Origin of the sequence: Candidatus Poriferisocius sp., from assembly GCF_965219815.1 — a bacterium.
In the GTDB taxonomy this organism is placed as follows: domain Bacteria; phylum Actinomycetota; class Acidimicrobiia; order Acidimicrobiales; family Bin134; genus Poriferisocius.
Map to the genome: position 1 here is coordinate 3,187,194 of NZ_OZ244791.1, position 22,700 is coordinate 3,209,893.

Annotated in this window: 23 protein-coding genes; 6 read left to right on the forward strand and 17 right to left on the reverse strand. The window is 65.9% G+C overall.

Annotation, left to right across the window (positions count from 1 at the left end; genetic code table 11):
• Nucleotides 1-4 precede the first annotated feature (4 nt).
• The 16 genes from atpF to ACOQPI_RS15400 form a co-directional block, all read right to left on the reverse strand.
• Entirely contained in the window at nucleotides 5-754 is a 750-nt protein-coding gene (atpF, locus tag ACOQPI_RS15325; protein ID WP_420620487.1) for a F0F1 ATP synthase subunit B, read from the reverse strand.
• A complete protein-coding gene (atpE, locus tag ACOQPI_RS15330; protein WP_419851459.1) occupies nucleotides 751-999 on the reverse strand; it encodes an ATP synthase F0 subunit C in 249 nt (82 codons plus the stop codon). The genes atpF and atpE overlap by 4 nt, the downstream gene beginning before the upstream one ends.
• A gap of 33 nt (nucleotides 1,000-1,032) precedes the next feature.
• Complete coding sequence (gene atpB / locus ACOQPI_RS15335; protein WP_420620488.1) at nucleotides 1,033-1,800, reverse strand: F0F1 ATP synthase subunit A; 768 nt, start codon at nucleotides 1,798-1,800, stop codon at nucleotides 1,033-1,035.
• A complete protein-coding gene (locus tag ACOQPI_RS15340) occupies nucleotides 1,797-2,243 on the reverse strand; it encodes an ATP synthase subunit I (protein WP_420620489.1) in 447 nt (148 codons plus the stop codon). The genes atpB and ACOQPI_RS15340 overlap by 4 nt, the downstream gene beginning before the upstream one ends.
• Nucleotides 2,236-2,526, reverse strand: a complete 291-nt coding sequence (locus tag ACOQPI_RS15345; protein WP_420620490.1) for an AtpZ/AtpI family protein — start codon at nucleotides 2,524-2,526, stop codon at nucleotides 2,236-2,238. The genes ACOQPI_RS15340 and ACOQPI_RS15345 overlap by 8 nt, the downstream gene beginning before the upstream one ends.
• Nucleotides 2,527-2,624: 98 nt before the next feature.
• A complete protein-coding gene (locus tag ACOQPI_RS15350; RefSeq protein WP_420620491.1) occupies nucleotides 2,625-3,731 on the reverse strand; it encodes a glycosyltransferase family 4 protein in 1,107 nt (368 codons plus the stop codon).
• A gap of 12 nt (nucleotides 3,732-3,743) precedes the next feature.
• Entirely contained in the window at nucleotides 3,744-4,991 is a 1,248-nt protein-coding gene (gene glyA, locus ACOQPI_RS15355) for a serine hydroxymethyltransferase (protein WP_420621053.1), read from the reverse strand.
• Nucleotides 4,991-5,449, reverse strand: coding sequence for a ribose 5-phosphate isomerase B (gene rpiB / locus ACOQPI_RS15360; RefSeq protein WP_420620492.1), 459 nt, complete (start codon nucleotides 5,447-5,449; stop codon nucleotides 4,991-4,993). The genes glyA and rpiB overlap by 1 nt, the downstream gene beginning before the upstream one ends.
• A gap of 10 nt (nucleotides 5,450-5,459) precedes the next feature.
• Nucleotides 5,460-6,050 carry an L-threonylcarbamoyladenylate synthase gene (locus ACOQPI_RS15365; RefSeq protein WP_420620493.1) on the reverse strand — a complete coding sequence of 197 codons (591 nt, stop codon included), beginning with the start codon at nucleotides 6,048-6,050 and terminating at the stop codon, nucleotides 5,460-5,462.
• Nucleotides 6,035-6,913, reverse strand: coding sequence for a peptide chain release factor N(5)-glutamine methyltransferase (prmC, locus tag ACOQPI_RS15370; RefSeq protein WP_420620494.1), 879 nt, complete (start codon nucleotides 6,911-6,913; stop codon nucleotides 6,035-6,037). Before prmC ends, ACOQPI_RS15365 begins: the two co-directional genes overlap by 16 nt.
• Nucleotides 6,910-7,983 (reverse strand): peptide chain release factor 1, encoded by a 1,074-nt coding sequence (gene prfA, locus ACOQPI_RS15375; RefSeq protein ID WP_420620495.1) that lies wholly within the window; start codon nucleotides 7,981-7,983, stop codon nucleotides 6,910-6,912. Before prfA ends, prmC begins: the two co-directional genes overlap by 4 nt.
• Nucleotides 7,984-8,063: 80 nt before the next feature.
• On the reverse strand, nucleotides 8,064-8,324 hold the full coding sequence (locus ACOQPI_RS15380) for a type B 50S ribosomal protein L31 (RefSeq protein ID WP_420620496.1): 261 nt from the start codon (nucleotides 8,322-8,324) through the stop codon (nucleotides 8,064-8,066).
• Between the two features lie 13 nt (nucleotides 8,325-8,337).
• Entirely contained in the window at nucleotides 8,338-10,023 is a 1,686-nt protein-coding gene (gene rho, locus ACOQPI_RS15385; RefSeq protein WP_420621054.1) for a transcription termination factor Rho, read from the reverse strand.
• A 321-nt stretch (nucleotides 10,024-10,344) separates the two neighbouring features.
• Nucleotides 10,345-11,484, reverse strand: a complete 1,140-nt coding sequence (apgM, locus tag ACOQPI_RS15390) for a 2,3-bisphosphoglycerate-independent phosphoglycerate mutase (RefSeq protein ID WP_420620497.1) — start codon at nucleotides 11,482-11,484, stop codon at nucleotides 10,345-10,347.
• Nucleotides 11,485-11,585: 101 nt separating this feature from the next.
• Complete coding sequence (gene thrC / locus ACOQPI_RS15395) at nucleotides 11,586-12,992, reverse strand: threonine synthase (protein ID WP_420620498.1); 1,407 nt, start codon at nucleotides 12,990-12,992, stop codon at nucleotides 11,586-11,588.
• 52 nt (nucleotides 12,993-13,044) lie between these two features.
• Nucleotides 13,045-14,352, reverse strand: coding sequence for a homoserine dehydrogenase (locus tag ACOQPI_RS15400; protein WP_420620499.1), 1,308 nt, complete (start codon nucleotides 14,350-14,352; stop codon nucleotides 13,045-13,047).
• Between the two features lie 142 nt (nucleotides 14,353-14,494).
• Between ACOQPI_RS15400 and ACOQPI_RS15405 the strand changes: the two genes are divergently transcribed.
• The 6 genes from ACOQPI_RS15405 (at nucleotide 14,495) to ACOQPI_RS15430 (ending at nucleotide 21,411) form a co-directional block, all read left to right on the forward strand.
• Nucleotides 14,495-14,857 (forward strand): hypothetical protein, encoded by a 363-nt coding sequence (locus ACOQPI_RS15405; RefSeq protein WP_420620500.1) that lies wholly within the window; start codon nucleotides 14,495-14,497, stop codon nucleotides 14,855-14,857.
• A gap of 113 nt (nucleotides 14,858-14,970) precedes the next feature.
• Entirely contained in the window at nucleotides 14,971-16,224 is a 1,254-nt protein-coding gene (locus ACOQPI_RS15410) for an amidohydrolase family protein (protein WP_420620501.1), read from the forward strand.
• A gap of 95 nt (nucleotides 16,225-16,319) precedes the next feature.
• Entirely contained in the window at nucleotides 16,320-16,589 is a 270-nt protein-coding gene (locus ACOQPI_RS15415; protein ID WP_420620502.1) for a WXG100 family type VII secretion target, read from the forward strand.
• A gap of 63 nt (nucleotides 16,590-16,652) precedes the next feature.
• Nucleotides 16,653-20,819: an FtsK/SpoIIIE domain-containing protein gene (locus tag ACOQPI_RS15420; RefSeq protein ID WP_420620503.1), complete on the forward strand. Its 4,167-nt coding sequence runs from the start codon at nucleotides 16,653-16,655 to the stop codon at nucleotides 20,817-20,819.
• A gap of 65 nt (nucleotides 20,820-20,884) precedes the next feature.
• Nucleotides 20,885-21,088: a hypothetical protein gene (locus ACOQPI_RS15425; protein WP_420620504.1), complete on the forward strand. Its 204-nt coding sequence runs from the start codon at nucleotides 20,885-20,887 to the stop codon at nucleotides 21,086-21,088.
• 44 nt (nucleotides 21,089-21,132) lie between these two features.
• Nucleotides 21,133-21,411 (forward strand): hypothetical protein, encoded by a 279-nt coding sequence (locus ACOQPI_RS15430; protein WP_420620505.1) that lies wholly within the window; start codon nucleotides 21,133-21,135, stop codon nucleotides 21,409-21,411.
• 15 nt (nucleotides 21,412-21,426) lie between these two features.
• Here the strand turns inward: ACOQPI_RS15430 and lysA are convergent, their stop codons facing one another.
• The gene (gene lysA, locus ACOQPI_RS15435) at nucleotides 21,427-22,695 is read right to left on the reverse strand and encodes a diaminopimelate decarboxylase (protein WP_420620506.1); all 1,269 of its coding nucleotides are present in this window, start codon (nucleotides 22,693-22,695) and stop codon (nucleotides 21,427-21,429) included.
• Between the last annotated feature and the right edge of the window lie 5 nt (nucleotides 22,696-22,700).

The window sequence follows — 22,700 nt, forward strand, 5'->3', positions numbered from 1 at the left end:
TAGCTCAGTCCTGGCCCGCGCCCACGCTGGCGATGTAGTCGTCGACCAACTGGCGCTGCATCTCGGGGTCTTCCAAGCTGCGACCAATCACTGCCTCGGCGGCACCGAGGGCGATGTCGGACACCTCCGACTGCAAGTCGGCGATGGCCTGGCGCTTGGACGCTTCCACGTCGGCCGCGGCCCGCTCCCGCATCTCGGCGATATCGGCCTCAGCCCGAGCCTGAAGGTCGGCTCTAACCGCGCCGGCCTGCTCCCGGGCCTCGTCCACGATGCGGACCGCCTCGGCCTTGGCGTCGGCCAGTTCCGCTTCGTAGTTGGCCTTGACCTCGGCAGCCTCGGCCCGTTGACGGTCGGCGTCGTCGATGGCGTCTTGGATCCGCTGGGTGCGCTGGTCCATGAGGTTCTTCACCACCGGGAACAGCTTCCAGTACATCAACGCCAGCAGCACCACAAACGCCAAGCCGCCCCAGACGATCTCTTTGACCTCCGGGATGATCGGGTTGGGTGCATCAAAGCAGCCCTCAAGGTCGTCGCCAAGGGCCACTTTGAGTTCTTCGGCGTGCTCGTCGCCCGCCGCGGCCAGCGTCTTCAGGTTCTTGGCCGCGGTAAAGCCCTCTCCCTCGATCCCTTCGAATTCGGCCGCAGCAATCTCATCGAGAATGCACGATCCCACCGTCTTGGCACTTGCCGCCGACGCGCTGAGCACCACCACGGCCACTATCACAGCAGCCGCGGCCCAAAGCCGCCGGCTCATGCTGAATAGAGGAGGATGAAGACGACGAATCCAATGAGGGCCAGCGCCTCGGTAAAGGCGATGCCCAAGAACATCGTGGTCCGAGCCACGCCGGCTGACTCAGGCTGACGGGCCATGGCGGTGATGGCGTTGCCCACCACGATGCCGATACCGATACCAGGTCCGATGGCGGCGAGGCCGTAGCCGAGCCCAGCGCCGATGGCGCTCAGGCCCGCCTCACCGTCGCCGGTCAGCTGGGCCAGGATGGTGGATATGAGTGCTAGCAAGGTAAATGTCTCCTAGTGCTCGGGGTGTAGTGATCCGCCGATGTACACGGCGGTGAGAATGGTGAAAATGAAGGCCTGGAGGGCTGAGACGAAGATCTCGAACGCGGTGACCAAGATAAGCGCGGCAAACGGCAGCACTGCGGGCACATAGAGGGTCCCCCACAGGGCGGCCGACAGCACCGCGAAGGTCACCAGCAGCAAATGGCCGGCCACCATGTTGGCCCAGAGCCGGATGGCCAGAGACAACGGGCGGATGAGCAGAATCTGGAGCAGTTCGATAGGAGTCACTAAGACGTAGAGCGCCTTGGGCACTCCTGGAGGGAACAGTGCCCCCTTGAAGTATTGGTAGAAGCCCTGGGCCCGGATGCCCACCACGTGGTAGATGGCCCACACCACCAAGGCGAGAGCCAGCGGGATGGCCATGCGGGAGTTGGCCGGGAACTGGATGAAGGGGATGACCTCGAAAATGTTGCTGAAGAAGACGAAAAAGAACAGCGTGGTCAAGAAGGGCAGGTACCGGCGACCGTCGGGGCCGATGGTCTGCATGATGATGCTGTTCTCGACAAAGTCGATCCCCGCCTCGGCCACGGTCTGAGCCCCGGTGGGCACCAGCGACCGGCGCCGGCCCGCCGCCCAGAACAGCCCGGCGGTCAACAGCAGCGCAGCGATATAGATCAACCCGGTCTTGTTGAGGCCGATGTATTCGTTGCCGGCGAACAAGATGTCGGGCCACTGGAACAGATGCGAAACCGGCGGAAAGTCCAAGGCGAAGATGTTCACGAACGGGCTCCTTGTGGCTTCAAGCCGGGGTGAGCGAGGGATAGGGAGACATACCGGGTCTCCCAAACGAGCAGAACGCTATAGGCCACGAACAGTGTGATGACAAACGGCAGCGTTTCAAACCATCCGGTATTGCGCACCAGGAAGTAGGCCCCGACGAGAATCCCCAGGCGGATGAAGTACCCGCCCATTACCCCGGCCATCAACATGGTGGGAGAAATCCGCATCGACCAGGTGATGAACAAGGCGGCCAGCCAGAAGTTGACCAGGACCAGCCCGAGGGCGTAGCCGCTGGACCACAGGCCGTCGAACCCCCACACCCCGGCGCACACCCCCACCAGCACCGGACCACCGATCAGGCCTCGGCGAACCATGTCGATAGCTATTGTTCGCTCGGGCGCCTCCTCGCCCATCGCCGCGGGCTGGGCAGCTTGCTCAGCCATCGCCGCTCTCCGAAGTCGATTCAGCTCGGCGGCTGGGCAGGTTGCGATCGTGGGCCTCCATGCGATCGCTGTAAGTTCGAAACGCCTTCCATCCGGCATAAGCCGCAGTCAATAGGCAGAGCACCAATGTGAACACCGGCCTTGTTCCCAGCGCGCCGTCGATGAGCCAGCCGAAGAAGGCGAAAACCGCTGGTGTGGCCACAAGCTCAAAAGCGATGGAGAGGGCGTCTCCCGCGCTCTGGCGGTTTTGTAGCTGGGGGTTCTGCGTCATTGCAGTTGGCACGAATTGGGCCCCTATGGCAAGCGGATTGGCCTCGCCGAAATGGTTTCGCGAACCAGGCTACAGGGCCAAATCATCAAGCTGGCTGCGCAGAGAGAGGTTCAAGGGGTACGGCGGCGCAGAATGGGATGGAAGACGGTGTAGAGCATCAACACCAGCACCGCGGCGGCCGGCGCCATGATCACTTCCCCTTCCCCGGAGTAGGTGGGATACAGCACCAGGGTGGACATCAGGGCGGTGAACAGCCACAGGATCAGCACGCTGCGGCGATGGCCGTGGCCCAGGCTCATCAGCCGGTGGTGCAGGTGCTCTTTGTCGGGGGTGGTGATGCTGGTGCGGGCCCGAGTCCGCCGCAGCACCGCCCAGAGCACGTCTACCACCGGCACCGCCAAGATGATCAGCGGGATGAGCATGGGAGCGAACAAGAAATAGGTCTGCCCCGCGAACGGCTCACTGCTGCGCCCCCCCACCGACACCGTAGAGGCGGCCAGCAGCGTGCCCAGGAATAGCGCGCCGCCGTCGCCCATGAAGATACGGGCCCGATGGAAGTTCTGGGGCAGGAACCCCACCGCCACCCCGCTGGCAATGATGGCCACCAGCGGACCGATGTTGTTGGCCAACAGCACCTCTTCATCGGTGAGCTTGATGGAGTACACGAAGAACGTGAGACCGGCGATTCCCACAATGCCCGCGGCCAAACCGTCCAAGCCGTCGATCAAGTTGATGGCATTGACGATGGCCACCAACCACAGCACCGTGACCACGAAAGCCAGGTCTTGCGACAGGATCAGTGCGTCGAGCACCGGCAGCCGCAGGTTAAGCACCGTCACCCCGGCGAACGACAGGATGCTGCCGGCCAGCACCATGGAGGCCACCTTGGCTGGGGCCGACATCTCCCGAACGTCGTCGTAAGTGCCGAACACGATCATCACCAGCGCGGCGATCACGATTCCCACCGGCTCCGACGCGGTGGCGAACACCACGTCGAAATCGCTCAGCAACCAGGCGGTGCCCATTGCCGCCAGAAATCCAATAAACATGGCCACGCCGCCAAGCACTGCGGTGGACTGCTCGTGGACTCGCCGGGGATCGGGCTCCACCATGAGGCCCCAGCGCTCGCTGATCCGGCGCATCACCGGGGTGATCGCCATTGTCACCCCGGCGGCTACCGCGAAGACCGTCAGATAGCTGTCGACACCGGGGGGCATGACACCGGTTGGCTAACCGGCCAGTGAATAGGGGGTGAACCGCCCGCAGAGGTCGGCAACCTCCGCTCGGACGTCGGCCACCGCATCCTCGTCGTCGCGCCGGCGCAGCGTTTGGCCGATCATGCCGGCGATGAGGCCCATCTCTGCCGGACCCATGCCCTGGGTGGTGGTGGCCGGAGTGCCGATCCGCACCCCGCTGGTCACGAATGGAGAGCGGGGGTCGTCGGGCACGGTGTTCTTGTTGAGGGTGATCCCAGCCCGGTCGAGCACTTCTTGGGCCACCTTCCCGGTGAGCTCTTCGTCGAAAGTCCGCAGATCCACCAGAAGCAGATGGTTGTCGCTGCCCCCCGACACCAGGCGGAACCCCTCCTCGGCCAGCCCCTTGACCAGCACTCCGCTGTTCTCCACGATACGAGCGGCATAGTCGGCGAACTCGGGGGTGGCAGCCTCGCCGAAGGCCACCGCCTTGGCCGCGATCACATGCTCCAGCGGACCACCCTGGAGACCGGGGAACAGGGCCTTGTCGATGGCCGGGGCCAGATCCTGGGTACACAGGATGGCCCCGCCTCGGGGACCGCGCAGCGTCTTGTGGGTGGTAAAGGTGACGATGTCGGAATGGGGCACCGGGTTGGGATGGACACCGCCGGCGATCAGTCCGGCAATGTGGGCCGCGTCGAACATGAACAGGGCGCCCACTTCGTCGGCGATGGTGCGGAACGGCGCCGGGTCGATGATGCGGGGATAGGCGGTGGCACCGGCCACGATGAGCTTGGGTCGGTGCTCGAGGGCGAGGTCCCGGATCTGGTCGTAGTCGATGCGCTCATCGCTGGGGGTCACGCCGTAGGCCACGAACCGGTAGGTGCGCCCACTGATGTTCACCGGCGAGCCGTGAGTGAGGTGACCGCCGTGGTCCAGGCTCATGCCCAGCACGGTGTCGCCCGCTTCCAGCACGGCCAGGTAGGCGGCCACGTTGGCGTTGGCCCCCGAGTGGGGCTGCACGTTGGCGTGGTCGGCCCCGAACAGGGCGGTGGCCCGCTCCCTTGCGATGGACTCCACCTCGTCGATCACCATGTTTCCGCCGTAGTAGCGCCGACCGGGATACCCCTCGCTGTACTTGTTGGTGAGCACCGATCCAGTAGCAGAAAGAACCGCGGGCGAAGCGAAGTTCTCCGAGGCGATGAGCTGCACGGTGGTGTTCTGGCGCTCGACCTCTCGGTTGATCATTTCGAACACCGGGTCGTTGCCGTTGACGGGCCACATCAAGGGGCTACCTCTTCTTTGGGTAATAGGGCGTCGATTTTGGCCACCCGGGGGATGTGGCGGCCCTCTTCGAAAGACGCCTCCAAGAAGGTCTCCAGAGCATCTTTGGCCAGCTCGGGGCCAACTAGCCGCTCGCCCAAACAGATCACGTTGGCGTCATTGTGCTCCCGGGTCAGCCGGGCCGAGGTCACGTCGTGCACCGTGGCCGCCCGCACTCCGGGTACTTTGTTGGCCGCCATGGCGATACCGATGCCGGTGCCGCACACACAGAGCCCCATCTCGGCCTCGCCGGTGGCCACCTTGCGGGCCACCGCCTCGCCGAAATCGGGGTAGTCCACCCGGTCGGGGCCATGGGTTCCGCAATCGACAACGTCATGGCCCAAATCCCGCAAATGGGCCACCAGCTCGTCTTTCAACTGCACTCCGGCGTGGTCGGCCCCGGCGGCGATTCGCGCCATACGCGTCAATCTATCCAGCCTGCCGCCTGCTTGATGACTCATTACTGCGATCTTCTGCCAACCGATCTACTTCCACGGCCCCCTGGCGAAGGATCGACAGCCCGTCTTCGGTCACCTCCACCACGGTGGACGCAGCGGCCTCGAGTGAACCGCCGTCGACAACCAACTGTACGGCGGGAAAGGCGGCCGCGGCCTCCGCCGCGGTGTGGGGGGTGGGCTGGCCGCTCAAGTTGGCGCTGGTGGTGGCGATGGGACCGACTTCGGCAGCCAGGGCTTGGACCAGCGGATGGTCGGGACAGCGCACGCCGCAGCCGTCTTGGACGATGGTGAGTGCCCCCGGCCAGCACTGTTCCATGAGCCGCCGAGTGGCGGGCAGCGGGTCGAACATCTGTTCGGCGTCGGCCGGGCGGGCCACCAAGATGGCCACCGCCTTGTCGGCGGGACGCTGTTTGAGCTCAAAGAGCAGGTCCGCGTTCTCGGGTAGGGCGGCTAGCCCGTACACCGTGTCGGTGGGGATGATCACCGCCCGGCCCGCCTTTAGCTCAGCCGCGGCCATTTCCACCAGCTCGGCTGGGCCGCCCATGCTCATTGCCTTCGACATTGCAGCACCCGGTCTCGCCCGGCCAGGTCGGGATGAACCGCCTCTACCACCAGACCGCCGGCCTGGGCAATGGCCGCGGCAGCGTCCATCTGCTGGGGCGAAAGCTCCAGCAGCACCGAGCCCCCCGGGCTCAGCCAGCGGGGGGCTTCGGTCAGGATCCTGCGGGCGGCGTCCAATCCGTCGGGACCGCCCCGCAGGGCCAACTCCGGCTCCCAGTCGGCCACCTCGGTAGGCAGCGCCTCGTCATCGCACACGTACGGCGGGTTGCTCACCACCACGTCCACCGTCCCAACCAGCGACTGGGGCAGGGCCTCGAACCACGAGCCCTGATAGGCCGACACCCGCACTGCGGCCCGGCCCAACCCGGCCAAGTTGGCCCGAGCCACGCCCAACGCCTCAGCCGACACGTCGGTGAGAACCACTTGGGCCGTCTCGCACTCCATCACCATCGCCAGTCCCACCGCTCCGCTGCCGGTGCCCAGATCCACGGCTAGGCCGCCGAGCGGATCGCGGCGGGCGAGTTCATCGATAGCCAGCCCGGCCAATGTCTCGGTCTCTGGACGGGGAATGAGCACCGCGGGGCTCACCATCAGATCCAAGTCCCGAAACCCCCAGCGGCCCAGCACATACTGCAACGGCTCCCCCGCCAGACGGCGGGCCAGCATCGAGTCGAAATAGGCCATCTGACGCTGGGTTGGCACCCTGGTCAGAGCCCCGAAGTATTCGCCGCCCTCGTATCCCGACGCCTGCTCCACCAAACGGCGGGCCTGCCCCTTCGCATCTGATAACCCGGCATTCTCCAGCCGCTGGGCGGCGTCTTTGGCCACATCGGCCCAGACGACGCGCGGGGCCGTCAACTTCACGACCCGACCAAGTTTTCCTGGCGCTCAGCTTCGGCTAGGGCGTCAACCACCTCGTCCAAGTCGCCGGCCAGAATGCGGTCGAGCTTGTAGAGGGTCAAGCCGATGCGGTGATCGGAAACCCGATTTTCTTTGAAGTTGTAGGTGCGGATCTTCTCCGACCGGCCCCCGCCACCCACCTGCCCCCGGCGCTGTTCAGAAAGCTCGTCTTGGCGGCGCTGCTGTTCGGCCTGGAGCAAGCGGGCCCGCAGAACGGCCATTGCCTTGTTGCGGTTCTGAAGCTGGCTCTTCTCGTCCTGCATTGACACCACGAGCCCGGTGGGCTTGTGGGTTATGCGGACGGCTGAGTCGGTGGTGTTCACCGACTGGCCGCCCGGCCCCGACGACCGGTAGACGTCGACCTGGAGATCCTTCTCCTCGATGTGGACCTCCACCTCCTCGGCCTCGGGCAGCACCGACACGGTGGCCGACGAGGTATGCACCCGGCCCTGCGACTCGGTGACCGGCACCCGCTGCACCCGGTGGGGGCCGCCCTCGTACTTCATCTTGCGCCACACGTCATCGCCCCGCAGCATGAACACCACATCGGTATAGCCCCCCATGTCGGAGCCCTGGGCGTTCATCATCTCCAGCTTCCAGCGCTGCTGGCCGGCGTAAGCCGAATACATGTCGAACAGATCGCGGGCGAACAGGTTGGCCTCCTCGCCCCCCTCGGCGCCCTTGATCTCCACGATCACGTTCTTGCCGTCGTTGGGATCCTTAGGAGCCATCAGATCGGCCAGTTCGGCCTCCAGCCCGTCGGCCGCGGCGGCCGCGGCCTCAATCTCCGCTTCCAGCAAGTCCCGTTCTGCGTCGTCGACCTCGGCCTCCGCCAGCATCTCGGTGGCGGTCTCTATGTCCTCCCGATGGCCCCGCAGCTCCCGAATGCGGACGGCCTTGGCCTCCAGCTCCTTATAGCGCCGGGCCGTGGCGGCGTAGGCGTCCCGATCAGCCAGCAACTCCGGATCGGCTAGCCGCTCTTCGAGCGCGACGAACTCCGCTTCAATCTCCTCATAGGCGGCATTCCCCTCCATGCGTTCAAACTACCTCTGGCAACCTACCGTCGGTATGGGTTGGCGGTGGGGATGGATTGGCGAGGTGGCGCCGGTCGGGTCTACTTGGACGAGCGCTTGCGCTGGCCGTAGCGGCGCTCGAAGCGCTCTACCCGTCCAGCGGTGTCCACAATGGTCATCTGGCCGGTGAAGAACGGGTGGCTGGCGCTGGAGATCCCCACCTTGGCCAGGGGATACTCGTTGCCGTCTTCCCACTCCACGGTCTCGGTGGTCTCAATGGTGGACCTGGTGAGGAAAGACGTGCCCGCGGAAGTGTCTTGGAACACCACCAAGCGGTACTCGGGATGGATATCGGGCTTCATGTTGCTCCTAGCCTCACACCCCAGCGGGGCCCTTTGCCACTTCCTCCAGGAATGCGGCGTTGTTGGGGAAGGTCCGCAGACGATCCATCAGCAGCTCCAGTCCGGCCGCCCCGCCCCCGTTGCCGTCGCTGGAGAGGCCGTTGAGCACCCGTCGCAGCTTCCACACCTGCTGGAGCTGGCGGCGCTCGAACAGCAGCTCCTCGTGGCGAGTAGAGGAGGCGTCGACGTTGATGGACGGGTAGATCCGCCGCTCGGCGATGTGCCGGTCCAAACGAAGCTCCATGTTGCCGGTGCCCTTGAACTCCTCGAAGATCACCTCGTCCATGCGGGATCCGGTTTCCACCAGCGCGGTGGCCAGGATGGTGAGAGAGCCGCCCTCCTCCACGTTGCGGGCCGCGCCGAAGAACTTCTTGGGCGGATACAGGGCGCCCGTGTCGATACCGCCCGACATGATGCGCCCGGTGGCCGGCGCGGCCAGGTTGTAGGCCCTCGACAGACGGGTGATGCCGTCGAGGACGATCACCACATCCTCGCCTCGCTCCACCATTCGCTTGGCCCGCTCGATGGTCATCTCGGCCACGTGGGTGTGCTCGTCGGCCGGCCGGTCGAAGGTGGACGCCGCCACCTCGCCCCGCATGAGCCAGCGCCGCATGTCGGTGACTTCTTCGGGCCGCTCGTCCACCAGCAGCACCAGCAGGTGTACTTCGGGGTTGTTCAGCTCGATGGAGCGGGCGATCTCCTTCATGATCGTGGTCTTGCCCGCTTTGGGGGGCGACACGATCAGGCCGCGCTGGCCCTTGCCGATGGGCGATAGGAGATCGATGATGCGGCAGGTCATGTTGGCCGGATCGTCGTCGCGCTCCAGACTGAGCTTCTCATCGGGGAACAGCGGGGTGAGATCCTCGAACTTGGGGCGCTGTTTGACCGACTCGGGAGGCAGCGTGTTGACGCTGTCGATATGCAGGAGAGCCGGGTTCTTCTCGTTGCGGGTGGCCGGACGGCAGCCGCCGGTGATGAAGTCGCCCTTGCGGAGCCCGAACTGGCGGACCTGCTTCACCGATACGTAGGCGTCTTCCTTGCTGGGCTGGAAGCCCTTGATCCGCAAGAAGCCGTAGCCGTCGTCCCTCAGGTCGAGATACCCGGAGATGGCAATGGGGTCGCCCTCCCAGGTCTCTTCCGGGCGGTCCCGGTCGTTGCGACCCCGACCCCGACGACGGCGGCGGTTGCCGATCTCGGGTTGGTCGTCCTGCTGGCGGGAGCGGTCTTGGCGGTCGCCGCGGTCTTGGCGATCCCGCTCCTGGCGGTCGCCCCGCTCCTGGCGGTCGCCGCGGTCTTGGCGATCCCGCTCCTGGCGGGGACGGTCTTGGCGGTCCCGGTCCGAACGGTCCTCACGGCTCCTGTCAGAGCGGCTGCGATCGCTCTTCTCTTCTGTTTTGCCCTCTGTATCCGGTGCGTCTTGCGATGCTTCTGCTTCGTCAGCCTGCTGAAGCTCCTCCGACTCGGCCTCAGGGACGGCCTCTTCGCTCTGCTCACCCTCCTCTTTCGCCTCCTCGGCGAGCTCTGCCTGAGCAGGCGCCGCGCCGTTGCCGGCCGCTTCGGGCGCGGCTTGGCCTTCGCCGTCGGCTCCGATGCCGGCAAGGTCGAGGATCATATCCACGATGTCTGCTTTACGGGCTTTGGCGTCAGGGCGTCCGCCCATGGCCCTGGCAATGATCTGAAGCTGCGCTCGGTCTTTGCGCTGAAGTTTCGACCGAGAGAGCTCAGTGGTTTCTACGCTCACGATTCTCCCTTGAAATGCCACAACTCTGACGACACTTCGTTTTGTTCGGGGCGCTGCCCGCGAATGCGGACGGCAACATTCGAGCAGCCGTTAACCGCCGGGACGCAGACAAATGGAATGTCGAAATCGACCGAGCGGTCAGAGGGCTTCCGGTAGGACTGCGAGCGATTTCGCAGATCCAACGCCGAGAAGATTACCCCAAGAATCCCCTACTGGCAACATTCCGGCCTTTTTTGGCTGCTACGAAAGCAGTTTCGACATGAGTTGGTGGCCGGGAACCACTTCGGCGGAGGCCGCGCTCCGTTCGGTGTAGACACCGCCGGGGCCATCCACCTCCGAGTCCACCAGCAGGTAGGGAACCGGGTCGTCTATATGGCTGCGCGTGGTCAGCGGCGTGGCGTGGTCGGGCAGTAGCAGCAGCCGCCAGGGGGCCATGTGGTCCAGTCCATCCACCAGTCCGGCCAGGATGCGCTGATCCCAGTTCTCCAGGCATCTGACCTTTTCCACCACGTTGCCCTCGTGCCCAGCCTCGTCGCTGGCCTCCACGTGGATCGCGTACAGGTCGGCACCGTCGGCCAATCCGGCCAGAGCCGCGTCCCGCTTGCCCTCGTAGTTGGTGTCGTACCAGGCAGTGGCTCCGGGCACGTCGGCCACCGTCATGCCCGTGAGCGCTCCGATCCCTCGCACCAAGTCGACCGCGCTGACCATCCCGGCCTCCACGCCGTGCATCTCCCGGAATGAGGGCATATCCGGCTGGAAGCCCTGACCCCAGAGCCAGATCCGGTTGGCCTTCAACCCGAATCGGGGCACCACCGACCGGGAGGCCTCCTCCAACGCGGCCAGCTTGGCGCCGGCCGGACCCTGGGGGCCGACCACCGGCTGATCGGAGAGCTCATGGGGCGGGGTACACACTGCGTCGGCCCACTCGGCCGGAGCGATCATGGTGTGGCGGTACTGCACCCCGGCGTGGAAGCTGACCTCGCCCCCCAGCTCCGCGTCCAGCGCGGCGATGACCTCGGCGGCCCGATCAGAGTCGGGGTGCCCTCCGGAGAAGTCGGCCATGATGCCGTCTTCGGTCACCGTGACCAGATTGCAGCGGTAGGCCACCTGATCGGGGGTGAGGGTGAGCCCCAGCGCGGCGGCCTCGATTGGCGAGCGTCCCGTGTGGTACCGGGCGGGGTCGTAACCGAAGATGGACATGTTTCCCACGTCGCTGCCCGGCGGCATTCCCGGGGGGATGACTTGGGCCAAACCCACCTGTCCGCGGGCAGCCAGAGCATCGAGTACCGGGGTGTTGGCCGCCTCCAATGGCGTGGCCCCATCCAGTTCGGGCACTGGCAAATCAGAGCACCCGTCGGGTATGCACACCACGTACTTCACGAAAAACGACCCTCTAGCTCTGACCGACAGCGCCGCAGGCCAGCTATGCACACCACGTACTTCACGATGCCCGATTCTGCCAGATCACCTTGAGCCTGCTGCTATCCGGAGCCCTGACCCGAGCACCGGGCAACGTGGGCTTTGACCGCCGCCAGGTCGTTGGGCAGACGCTGGCATCGCTCAGGCCGGTCGGCCAGCTCGGCCAGTGCCGGCGGCAATGGCGGGCGTATCCCGATGGCCGCCTCCACCGCGTCGCCGAACTTGGCCGGGTGAGCGGTGGCCAGCACCACCATGGGCCCGTCGGAGTCTTGTTTGGAGCGTTGGGCGGCGGCCAGTCCCACCGCGGTATGGGGGTCGATGATCATGCCGGTGTCCCGGTAGAGCCCGGCAATGGTGGAGGTGGTCTCGTCTTCGTCCACTCGGACTCCCGACCAGCTCCGGTTCAGGTCCGAAGAGATGCGGGCGTCGATGCGCATTTCGCCGGTGGCCCGGAAGTCTTCCAGCATCTCAGCGGTGCGGATGCCGTCACGGTCTTGGAGTTCGAATAGCAGCCGCTCAAGGTTGGACGACACCTGGATGTCCATGCTTGGCGACATAGTCGGGTGTACCTCGGAAATGGCCATAGAGCCGGTGGTGAAAAACTGGGTCAGGATGTCGTTGCGGTTGCTGGCCACCACAAACCGGTGGACGGGCAAGCCCATTTGGCGGGCGACATGGCCGGCCAGCACGTTTCCGAAGTTGCCGGTGGGCACTGAGAACGACACTTGTTCCAAGCCGTACCGGGTAACGGCGGCCACGTAGTACACGGTCTGGGCCATGACCCGGGCCCAGTTGATGGAGTTGGCGGCCGACAGCCGGTGTTCGGCCCGGAAGGCGGCGTCGGAAAACATGGCCTTCACCAGGTCTTGGCAGTCGTCGAAGGTTCCCTCGATGGCCACGCAGTGGACGTTGGCGCTGTCCACGGTGGTCATTTGCCGCCGCTGAACCTCCGAGATCCGACCATGGGGGTGCAGGAAGACGATCTCGATGTTCTCTCTATCGCGCACCGCCTCGATGGCCGCCGATCCGGTATCGCCCGAGGTGGCCCCCACAATGGTCACCCGCTCGCCCCGCCGGGCCAACTCCTCGTCAAAAAGACGCCCCACCAGCTGGAGGGCGATGTCCTTGAAGGCCAGCGTCGGGCCGTGGAACAGCTCCATGAGCCACAGTCCGTCTCCCAACTCCACCATCGGCACCACTTCGGGATGGTCGAACCCGGCGTAGGCATTCCTCACCATCTCGTCGAACCGGCTGCGGGGATAGGCCCCGTCCACGAACGGCCACATCACCTCGGAAGCCAGGTCGGCATAGTCACCCCGGCCAGGGCTTCCGCTCAGCGCTTCGGGCGACAGCGCGGGCCACCGGTCGGGCACATAGAGCCCCCCATCGGCGGCCAGCCCGGCCAACAAAACGTCGCCGAAGTCCAAATGAGGAGCTTTTCCCCTAGTGCTGATGTACTTAACGCTCAAGATCCTGGTCCGCGCTGATTGACCGGGGCCCGCCCCCGGGAGCTTATGTATTTCACTGGCTGATCACTCGGAGCAACGCAGGCACGCCCCGCACCGCATCCAGGTCCCGCAAGTCTCCAAGCGTGGCTTGCACATCACGCTCGGTGGCCTCGTGGGTGATGAACACCAGCCGGGCCTGGTCGCCCAATCCCTCCTGCTCCATGGATCGGATGCTCACCCCGTGGCGCCCGAACACCCCGGCCACCGCGGCCAGCACGCCCGGCCGGTCGAGCACCTCCATGTTGATGTAGTACTCCGATTCCAGATCGTCGATGGGGCAGATCACCGCCTCGCCCAAGGTGCCGATCGGTGTCCACGTTCCCCGGCACCGGTTGCCGGCCGCGTCGATGAGGTCGCCCAGCACTGCGCTGGCGGTGGGCCGCCCGCCGGCGCCCCGGCCATACAGCATCAGCTCTCCCACCGCGTCGCCCTCCACGAACACTGCATTGAAGGAGTCCCGCACCGAGGCCAGCGGATGATCGACCGGCACCATCGCCGGATGTACCCGCACAGCCAACTCCGGCTTGCCGTCCACATCGCCCACCCGCTCGGCAATGGCCAGCAGCTTGACCACGTACCCCAGCCGCCGGGCGTGGGCGATGTCGGCGGCGCCGATGCCGGAGATGCCCTCCCGGTTCACGCTTCCGGCCAGCACCCGGGCGCCGAATGCCACCGTGGCGATGATGGATGCCTTGGATGCAGCATCAAACCCCTCCACATCGGCGGTAGGATCGCGCTCGGCAAACCCCAGCGACTGCGCGTCGGCCAAGGCGTCGTGATAGCTGGTGCCGTGCTCGGTCATCTGGCTCAAGATGTAGTTGGTGGTTCCGTTGACGATGCCCATCACCCGGCGGACCGGCTCGGCGGCCAAGGACTCCCGCAGAGGACGGATGAGGGGGATTCCTCCGCCGACCGCGGCCTCGAACAAGAGGTCCACTCCGGCGGCATCGGCCGCGGCATACAGCTCTGCGCCATAGTTGGCCAGCAGCTCTTTGTTGCCGGTGACCACCGGCTTGCCCAGTTTCAGCGCGGCAGAAACCAGCTCGCGGGCCGGCTCGATTCCCCCGATCAGCTCCACCACCACATCCACTTCGGGATCGTTCACCACGGAGGCGGCGTCGGTGGTCAGCACCCCGTCGGCCAAGACCACGTCGCGGTCGCGCGACGCGCTGCGCACCGCCACCCGCACCACGTCCAGTTCCATGCCGGTGCGCTCCGCGATTGCCGACCGCTGCTCCTCCAGCAGCCCGACCAACGCCGAGCCGACGTTTCCACAGCCCAGCACGCCCACGCCGATTCGTATGCGAGAGGAATCGCTCATCACTTCACCACGCCGATTCGCGTCTTGGAAGAATCGCTCACCATCTCCACCGTACCGGCTCAGCCCGGCCCAACTGGCAAGATTTCCCCCACTTAAGAGTTTTCATTGCTTTTCTGTCTAAACAATATATTTTAAGTACGACATGTCATCCTACGAGCTGTTCTCCATCGCCGCTGACCTGCGTCGTCAGGCCGCGGCGTGCGAACAGGTTCGAACTGACGTCGACCAGATCTGGTACGGGCTAGACCACGTGCTCGACAGGCCAGTTGCCCGTCATGTACCCGCGGTGTGGCTGTCGGCTGTCGCCGACGCCAGCCGGCTCCGGCTTCGGCACCAGCACAGCCATCTGGTTCGGTTGCGCTACGAGATCGAGCAGGTAGCCCGCCGGCTCCAAGCCCGGGCCGACGAACTGCACGCCGACGCGGCCCGAGTCGAGCGGGCCGCCGAGGCCGCGCAGCGAGAAGAAGCTCGTGAACTCGAGCTGCAAGCAAGCTATTTTCAATAGCCATCTCACCTGCCAGACTCCTGCCGATCCCGGTGCTGCTGCAACACCGCAGCAACGATGAATACCGGCCCTTGGCGTGGTCGAGGCGTGATCAGTGGGCCGTAGCACGAGCAGTGTCCCGGGCGGAGGCCACCGGAGACACGCTTCACCATCAGCACCAGTACGCAGCGAGTCGACGGGGGACGGCGACCGCGCTGCGGGCCATCGACGAGGCCTGGGGCGGGGGCTACTACACGGTCGATCCTCAAGGCGAGACCGACCCGGAAGCAGCCGACGCTGCATTTGAGGGCGACGAACTCGTGATCGACGTTCAGACGCACTACGTCGCTCGCCATCGCGCCCACGCCCCCGGCGTCGAGGGAATTATGTGGTTCATCCGCAGCGTGGCCCCTGACCGGTGGGAGGGGCTTGACCCGGCGATCCATCTCGACCTCGGCAACTACCTGCGTCACATCTTCCTGGAGAGCGAGACTGCCGCCGCGGTGCTCACCTGCACGCCCGGCGACGACGACCACAGCATTCTCACCAACCCCGAGGTTGCCGCCACACGCGAGCTGATAGATCGACTGGCCGGTACCGGCCGCCTGATCAATCACTCCATCGTTCATCCCAACGCACCGGGCGAGCTGGATCGGCTGGGATCGCTGATGGAGCTCAACAGGCCTTCGGGATGGAAGATCTACACCATCCAGGGGTGGGGGGATCAGCCCGGCTGGCGGCTCGACGACGAAGAGTGTGGTCTGCCGTTTTTGGAAAGCAGCCGAGAGTTGGGGGTGGGCATCGTTTGCGCCCACAAGGGGCTGAGCGCTCTGGCGCCCGCCGGGTCGCCAGCCGACATCGGCCCGGCCGCGGCCAGCTTTCCCGAAATCGACTTCCTCGTCTACCACTCTGGGTACGAGACACCGGTCGGCGAGGAAGAAGAAGGCCCCTACAACCGGCAGACCCCCGCGGGCACCGACCGCCTGATCAAGAGCCTGGAGGAGGCCGGAATCGAGCCCGGTGGCAATGTCTACGCCGAACTGGGAAGCACCTGGTATGTGCTTTTGCGTCGGCCCCGGGAGGCGGCCCATGTACTCGGAAAGCTGCTCAATGCGGTCGGAGAGGACAACGTGGTATGGGGCAGCGACTCGATTTGGTACGGGTCGCCGCAGCCCCTCATCGACGCCTTCCGGGCCTTTCAGATTCCTGAGGAGCTGCGTCAGCGCCACGGCTACCCGGAGCTCACCCCCCGCATCAAAGAGAAGATCCTTGGATTGAACGCAGCCCGGGTTTATGGGATAGATCCAGACCTCACCCGCAGCCGGGTGGCCGCCGATGATCTCTCATGGGTCAAGGCCGCTTTCGACGAGCACATTGATAGACAATAATTTTCGATAAATGTCTTGATATATCACTTCTGAGCGACTATCAAAATGGTCCCGCCTGATCTGCCCGAGGGATCAGCCGACCGAAAGGCCTCACCATGTCTGTGCTCACCATGAACACCGAAGAGATGGACCACCTCCAGCAGCAATTCACTGCGTTCGCCGGCCAGGTGGAAGACCTCCGCACCCGCCTGACCGCCACCTTGGAGGGCACCACCTGGACGGGCAGCCGTTCCGAGCGATTCCGCGGCGCCTGGCACGAGCAATGGTCGCCCTCGCTCGGGCAGTTGCAAGAGGCGCTTGCCGAATTGGCCACCTCGATCGGCCTTGAGCGCCAGAACACCATCGCGGCCCTCGACTCGGTCTGATGGTGCTGCCTGCCTTCGTCCTCGTCTGAGCCCGCAGTCGGACCCGCACCGTCAGAGCGGCCTGTGCGCCTGCTCTACCACGGGCCGGAAGGCGCCCAAGAGGTGAGCATCGACGGCGGTGCGGTGGCCGATGTAGGGGAGCTGGCCGAGGTGCTGGGCCTGCCGGCGCCGATTGACGGACTGTGGGTGGGCGACCAGTGGATGGAAGCCAACCGCGGCCTCGACGAGGCCGGGGTGGCCGACGGCAGCCGGGTGGGCGTTTGTCCGGGCCCGGCACCCGACCAGCCCGGGTGGGCATTGGAGGTGGTGGGAGGGCTGTGCGCCGGCGACCGCCATTCAATTCCCGCAGAGGGATTGAGCCTGGGCCGCTCCCCCGACGCCGACCTCACCCTTCCCCACATGGGGCTGCGACCCCATCACGCCCGCTTGGAACGCCGAGACGGACAGTTCTTTGCCGTTGTGGGCGACGATGAGCCAGCCGCGGTGGAACCCTCCTCGCCGCTGCGGCTGGGCGGTGCGCTGGTCCAAGTCTCCGACGCGCCCGACGACCGGCCGGCCCAACCGGCCCCCGTCCTGGGGCGAACCAGCTCTGGGAGGATCGCTCTGAACCGCCCTCCCCGTCCGGCGCTTCCCCCGCGGCCCGAACCACTCCCTGCCCCCGCTGAAGAACCACAGCGATCGCCTCGGACGATTTCATTCGGCTGGGCCGCGCTGGCCGGACCGCTGTTGGTCGGACTGTTGATGGCAGTGCTCTACAGCCCCTACATGGCGCTGTTCGCCCTGCTCAGCCCGCTGATGATAGGCGCCAACTGGTTTGACAACCGCCGTCGCGACCGCACTCAGCGCCGACGATCCCTGCGACGGTCGCAGGCATCCCTAAGGGAGTTCCAAGCAGCGGCCGAGGCGGCGCATGCGGCGGAGACCCGTCGGCGGCGCAACCTGCATCCCCACCTCGCCGAGGCAGTCAGGCGGATCCGCCAACCCAGTGTCCGGCTCTGGGAGCGAAGGCCCGACCACGACGACTTCCTGTCGCTGGTAGCCGCCCACGGCCCCGTCCCTTTCGATCCCGTGCTGGCCGTCAACGGCCCGCAGCCCGCCGACGAGGCAACCGCGGTTCTCGATCAGCTCGGTCGGATGCCCGACTCTCCCATTGCCGTGGATCTGGGTCCGGGCAAGCTGGTCGGATTGGTGGGCCCCCGCAGCGCCACCACTGCCATGGCCCGAAGTCTGCTCATCCAAGCAGTCGCTTATCACGGCCCAGCTGATCTGGCCTTGCTGGTGGCCGCCGATGAGGTTGCCGCACCGGTTTGGACGTGGACCGCCTGGCTTCCCCACACCACCCACTCCGCCCTCGGGCGGCCGCATCTGATGGCTAACCACCGCACCGCCGTGGCGGAAATCGCCGGGGAGTTGGCCGAGGCCTGGGACCGCCGGGGGAAGGGCCACTGGCCACAACTGCTGGTGGTGGCCGACGGGGAGAATCTGGCCACGGGGAGAGCACCGCCGCTGCGACCCCTGCTTCAGGGCTTGTCTGGGCCAGTCTCGGCCATCGTGCTGGCCACCAGCGTCGACCAACTACCCGCCACCGCCACCTCGGTCATCGAGGCCCGCGATCTCTCCGGCACCGTCGATCTGTCTCAATCGGGCGAGGCCTTCTGCTCAGTGCTGGCCACCGGGATGAGCTTGGGCCTGGCCCGGGATGCCGCCCGCGGCTTGGCCCGCTACGAAGACCCCGAGCAAACCGGCGCTGATTCCGGCATTCCCGACCGATCATCGCTGTTCGACCTCCTCGGATTGCCCGCCTGCGATGGTCCCGACCCCTCGGTTGACTCCTCGGCACTGTCGAAGGCGATCGCCTATCGCTGGGGGGAAGATCGGCAAGCCGACAGCCTGGCTGCTCTCATCGGAGCCGACAGCCACGGACCGTTGATGGCCGACCTGGTCGCCGACGGCCCCCATGCCTTGGTGGGCGGTACGACCGGGTCGGGCAAAAGCGAGTTGCTGAGCACGCTGGTGGCCTCGCTAGCCGCTAACTACTCGCCTGAGCGGGTCAACTTCGTGCTGGTGGACTACAAGGGCGGCAGCGCATTCGACGCCTGCGCTTCGCTGCCCCACGTGGTGGGGTTGGTCACCGATCTCGACGACCGACTGGCGGAGCGAGCCCTGCGCTGTTTGGAGGCTGAGCTACGCCACCGCGAGCAAGTGCTGCGAGACCGAGGGGCCACCGACCTGGCCCATTACTGGTCGATGGCCCACACCAGGCGCAATGAACCCTGGTCGCCGCTGGCCCGCCTAGTGGTGGTCATCGACGAGTTCGCCGCCCTGGCTGTCGAGCTGCCCGGCTTCATGGACGCCCTGGTGAATGTGGCCCAGCGGGGCCGCAGCCTGGGCATGCACCTGGTGCTGGCCACCCAGCGCCCCGCGGGGGCCGTGAGCGCCAATATCCGCACCAACACTGCGCTGCGAATCGCACTGCGGGTGCTAGACCCCGCCGACTCGGCCGACGTGCTCGACAGCCCGGAGGCCGCGGCCATCGGCCGACATCGACCCGGTCGGGCGTTCGCCCGATTCGGCCCCGGCGAACTGGTGGAGTTCCAGTGCGCTCTGGTCACCGGGGTAACCGCCGTCCAGCAAGGTGTCCGGGTCTCTCCCGCACCCGACGGCATTCCAACCCCTGAGGCCGAGGCTGCTTCTGGCAACCAGACCCCCGATGACCTGACCCGCTTGGCCGCTGCCGCGATCACCGCCTGGGACGGCTGGGGCGGCTCCCCGCCTCGCCAGCCCTGGCCCGATCCCTTGCCGACAACGGTCTCGCTCGACTCTCTAGCCGTCGAGGCTAGCCCAAGCGCTGTGTTCGCCCTGGCCGACGACCCCAACCAGCAGACCCAGTACCCCTTGGAGTGGGATCCCGATCAGGGCAATGTCATCTTCGCGGGAAACCCAGGCAGTGGCACCACCACTGCGTTGGGGACGCTGGGCATTTCCTTGGCCAGCCGATACTCGCCAGTCGATTGCCACCTCTACGCCATCGATTCCGGCTCGGGTCAGCTGGTCCCCCTGATGGCCCTGCCCCACTGCGGCGCGGTGGTGGGCCCCGATGAGCGCGATCGAATCCGCAGGCTGATCCGCCGACTGGAAGACGAACTCGACCAAAGGCTGGGCCAAAGCCGGAGCCCCTCTGATTCCAACCCTCCGCTCGTGTTGGCTTTGGTCGACAACTGGGGCGGCCTGGCCAAGAGCCTTGACAACGTGGCCGACCACGCTTTGTTGGCCTCCTTGGAACGGGTGTGGGCCGAGGGCCCGGCTGTCGGCCTGTTCCTCGCTGCCGCCGCCGACCAACTGTCCAAGGTGAGCCGGGCCATCCAGGCCGCAACCCCCCAGACATTCGTCTTCCGCCTAGGTGACCCCGCTCTGTACCGCCAGTGGGGCGTGGCCGTAGACGACCCTGCAACTTTGCCGCCCGGTCGGGGATTCACCGTCCCGTCGGGAATCGAGCTCCAAGTCGCAGTGCCCGACGGAGGGCTGGCCACCGCGGCAGCCGCCATCGCCGAGGCCTGCCCCCAGTCCGGCGGCCCGCCACCGGTGGAGAGCCTGCCTGCCGTCGTCCATCCCACCCGCCTGGACCAGCCCCGCCTGGACGACTCCCCGTGGTACCTCCCGCTGGGGTTGAGCGACGACACCCTTTCCCCAGCTGGGCTCTCCCTCTACCCCGGCGAGCACGCGCTCATTCTGGGCCCGGCCCGGTCGGGCCGATCCGCCGCGCTGGCCTTGTTGGCTGAAGTAGCCGCAGCCTCCGGAGGACGGGTGATCGCATTGGTTTCCGGGGGGTCGCCGCTGGCCAATTGTCCCGGCATCGACCTTGTAGCCGTGGGCCCACCCGAGTTGCTGACCGCAACGAGTGAGGCCGACCATCCCACGTTGGTGCTAATCGACGACGCCGAAACAGTCCCCGACCCCGATGGCGCCCTCAAGTCGCTGGCCGCCGACAGCCCCTCCGGCCTGCACATCGTGGCCGCCGGCCGCGCCGACCGCCTCCGCACTGCCTACGGCCATTGGACCGCGGAGATCCGCTTCTCTCGCACGGGCGTCCTGCTCCAGCCCACCCCCCTCGACGGCGACCTGTTCACCATCCAACTCCCCACCCGCCCCACCCTCCCGGCAATCCCCGGCCGCGGCTACCTAATCCAAAACGGCCAACCCTCCATCATCCAGATCGCCCATCATGGCTAACCGACCGACAAGGTGTTCCCCGCCCGGTAGAGTCATGGGAAGAAGCAGACCCAGGAGAGTCAGCAATGGCCATTGACCGCCCAGACAACCGGCGCACTTCAACCCGCGTCCAGCACGACGACGTCGAGTCTGAGGCAATGACTATTGAAGACATCTACGCCAGCGTGGGCAAAGGAACTCCCCCAGATTTGGAGGGGGGCGTTTTCCACGCCAGCACAGAGGACTTTATCGCTGCAATGCAGGCGCGCCGCCGCGACGCAGCCCAGTAGACCCTCCCCAACACCACAAATTGCCCACTCATTTTGAGAACTCTTTGTTCCTACGCGACCTGAAACGGCTCACCCCAGCACAGCAATCTCAATTCAACGACCGTCTACGAGCGTTCAGAACTGATTTGCTAGCGATCGAAACCGGCCGACTCACCTGGTTCCGGACCGGGCTTCGTGTTAAGAAAATCAGGGGTGTCTCCGATAACTGGGAGATGACCTGGTCCCCTGGCGGGCGAGCAACCTTCGCCTTTGGCAAACCCGTCGTCGAAGGCAAGATTCACATCGTCTGGCTGCGGATCGGCGGACATGAGATCCTGCCGTGAGCCCACAGCAGCCAACTAGAGGTCGTTGCGGAGGAGGTCCTCGTTGGTCTCGCGGCGGACAACGAGGCGGGCGTCGCCGTCTCGGGCGAACACCACGGCGGGGCGGAGGACTTTGTTGTAGTTGGAGCCCATGGAGTGGCCGTACGCACCGGTTACTGGGGTGGCCAGGATGTCGCCCACTGCGATATCGCTGGGCACCTGGCCGTCTCGTACCAGCAGGTCGCCCGACTCGCAGTGCTTGCCCACTACCCGGACGGTCTTGTCGCGTTCGCGGTCGGTGGCCCGGGGCAGAAACGTCTCATAGCCGCTGCCGTACAGCACGGGGCGGGGGTTGTCGCTCATGCCGCCGTCGACTGAGACATAGGTGCGAATGCCCGGTAACTCCTTGATGGTTCCCACCTCATAGAGCGTCACTGCGGCAGACGCTACGAGGGCCCGTCCCGGCTCAACGCCCACCGGGGCAGTGAAACCTGCCGAACTACATGCCTGGGCAATGGCCTCAGCCCACTCGGCGATGGTGGGGGCCGATTCTCCCTCCACGTAGGCCACGCCCAAACCGCCGCCCAGCGACAGCTCGGGCAGGCCGTAGGGCTGGGCGAACCCGGCGATCACTTCGACGGCCTGCTGGAAGGAGCGCAGCTCGAACACTTGGCTGCCAATATGGGCGTGCAGGCCCACCAACTCCACCGATTCGGCTTCCTGGGCCCGGCGGATGGCAGCATCGGCCAGTCCGGTGGAGGCGGTGAAGCCGAACTTGGTGTCGTCCACCCCGGTGGTGACGTACTCGTGGGTGTGGGCTTCCACCCCCGGTGTGATCCGCAGAAGTACCCTTGGACGGGTGCCGGTGGCGGCGTGAAGGGCGTCCAAGCGGTCGAGCTCGTCGAACGAGTCCACCACGATGCGGCCCACCCCGGCTTCGACCGCAGCAGCGAGTTCGGCAGCCGACTTGTTGTTGCCGTGCATCACCAAGCGGTCGCCAGGCACACCCGCGGCCCGAGCCACATGGAGCTCTCCCCCGGTGGCAACGTCTAGGTCGAGGCCCTCCTCGTGGACCAGCCGGGCCATGGCCAGACACAAGAACGCCTTGGAGGCATAGGCCACCGACCCGGCGAACGCAGTCCGGGCTTGGCGGCACCGATCCCGCATGTGGGCTTCATCGTAGACAAACAGCGGGGTACCGAACTCCCCCGCCAGGTCAAGCACGTCGCAACCGGCGATGGAGAGTCGCCCGTCGTCACCAACCGAGGCGTTGTCAGGCAGCAGGTGCTGAGGCAGAGCCGACACAACCA

What these genes read in the sequence shown, in the direction of transcription:
- atpF (WP_420620487.1), bottom strand. Translation starts at nt 754, where the DNA reads ATGAGCCGGCGGCTTTGGGCCGCGGCTGCTGTGATAGTGGCCGTGGTG.
- ACOQPI_RS15340 (WP_420620489.1), bottom strand. Translation starts at nt 2,243, where the DNA reads ATGGCTGAGCAAGCTGCCCAGCCCGCGGCGATGGGCGAGGAGGCGCCC.
- ACOQPI_RS15350 (WP_420620491.1), bottom strand. Translation starts at nt 3,731, where the DNA reads ATGCCCCCCGGTGTCGACAGCTATCTGACGGTCTTCGCGGTAGCCGCC.
- glyA (WP_420621053.1), bottom strand. Translation starts at nt 4,991, where the DNA reads ATGTGGCCCGTCAACGGCAACGACCCGGTGTTCGAAATGATCAACCGA.
- rpiB (WP_420620492.1), bottom strand. Translation starts at nt 5,449, where the DNA reads ATGGCGCGAATCGCCGCCGGGGCCGACCACGCCGGAGTGCAGTTGAAA.
- ACOQPI_RS15365 (WP_420620493.1), bottom strand. Translation starts at nt 6,050, where the DNA reads ATGTCGAAGGCAATGAGCATGGGCGGCCCAGCCGAGCTGGTGGAAATG.
- prfA (WP_420620495.1), bottom strand. Translation starts at nt 7,983, where the DNA reads ATGGAGGGGAATGCCGCCTATGAGGAGATTGAAGCGGAGTTCGTCGCG.
- ACOQPI_RS15380 (WP_420620496.1), bottom strand. Translation starts at nt 8,324, where the DNA reads ATGAAGCCCGATATCCATCCCGAGTACCGCTTGGTGGTGTTCCAAGAC.
- rho (WP_420621054.1), bottom strand. Translation starts at nt 10,023, where the DNA reads ATGGGCGGACGCCCTGACGCCAAAGCCCGTAAAGCAGACATCGTGGAT.
- ACOQPI_RS15400 (WP_420620499.1), bottom strand. Translation starts at nt 14,352, where the DNA reads ATGAGCGATTCCTCTCGCATACGAATCGGCGTGGGCGTGCTGGGCTGT.
- ACOQPI_RS15405 (WP_420620500.1), top strand. Translation starts at nt 14,495, where the DNA reads ATGTCATCCTACGAGCTGTTCTCCATCGCCGCTGACCTGCGTCGTCAG.
- ACOQPI_RS15415 (WP_420620502.1), top strand. Translation starts at nt 16,320, where the DNA reads ATGTCTGTGCTCACCATGAACACCGAAGAGATGGACCACCTCCAGCAG.
- ACOQPI_RS15425 (WP_420620504.1), top strand. Translation starts at nt 20,885, where the DNA reads ATGGCCATTGACCGCCCAGACAACCGGCGCACTTCAACCCGCGTCCAG.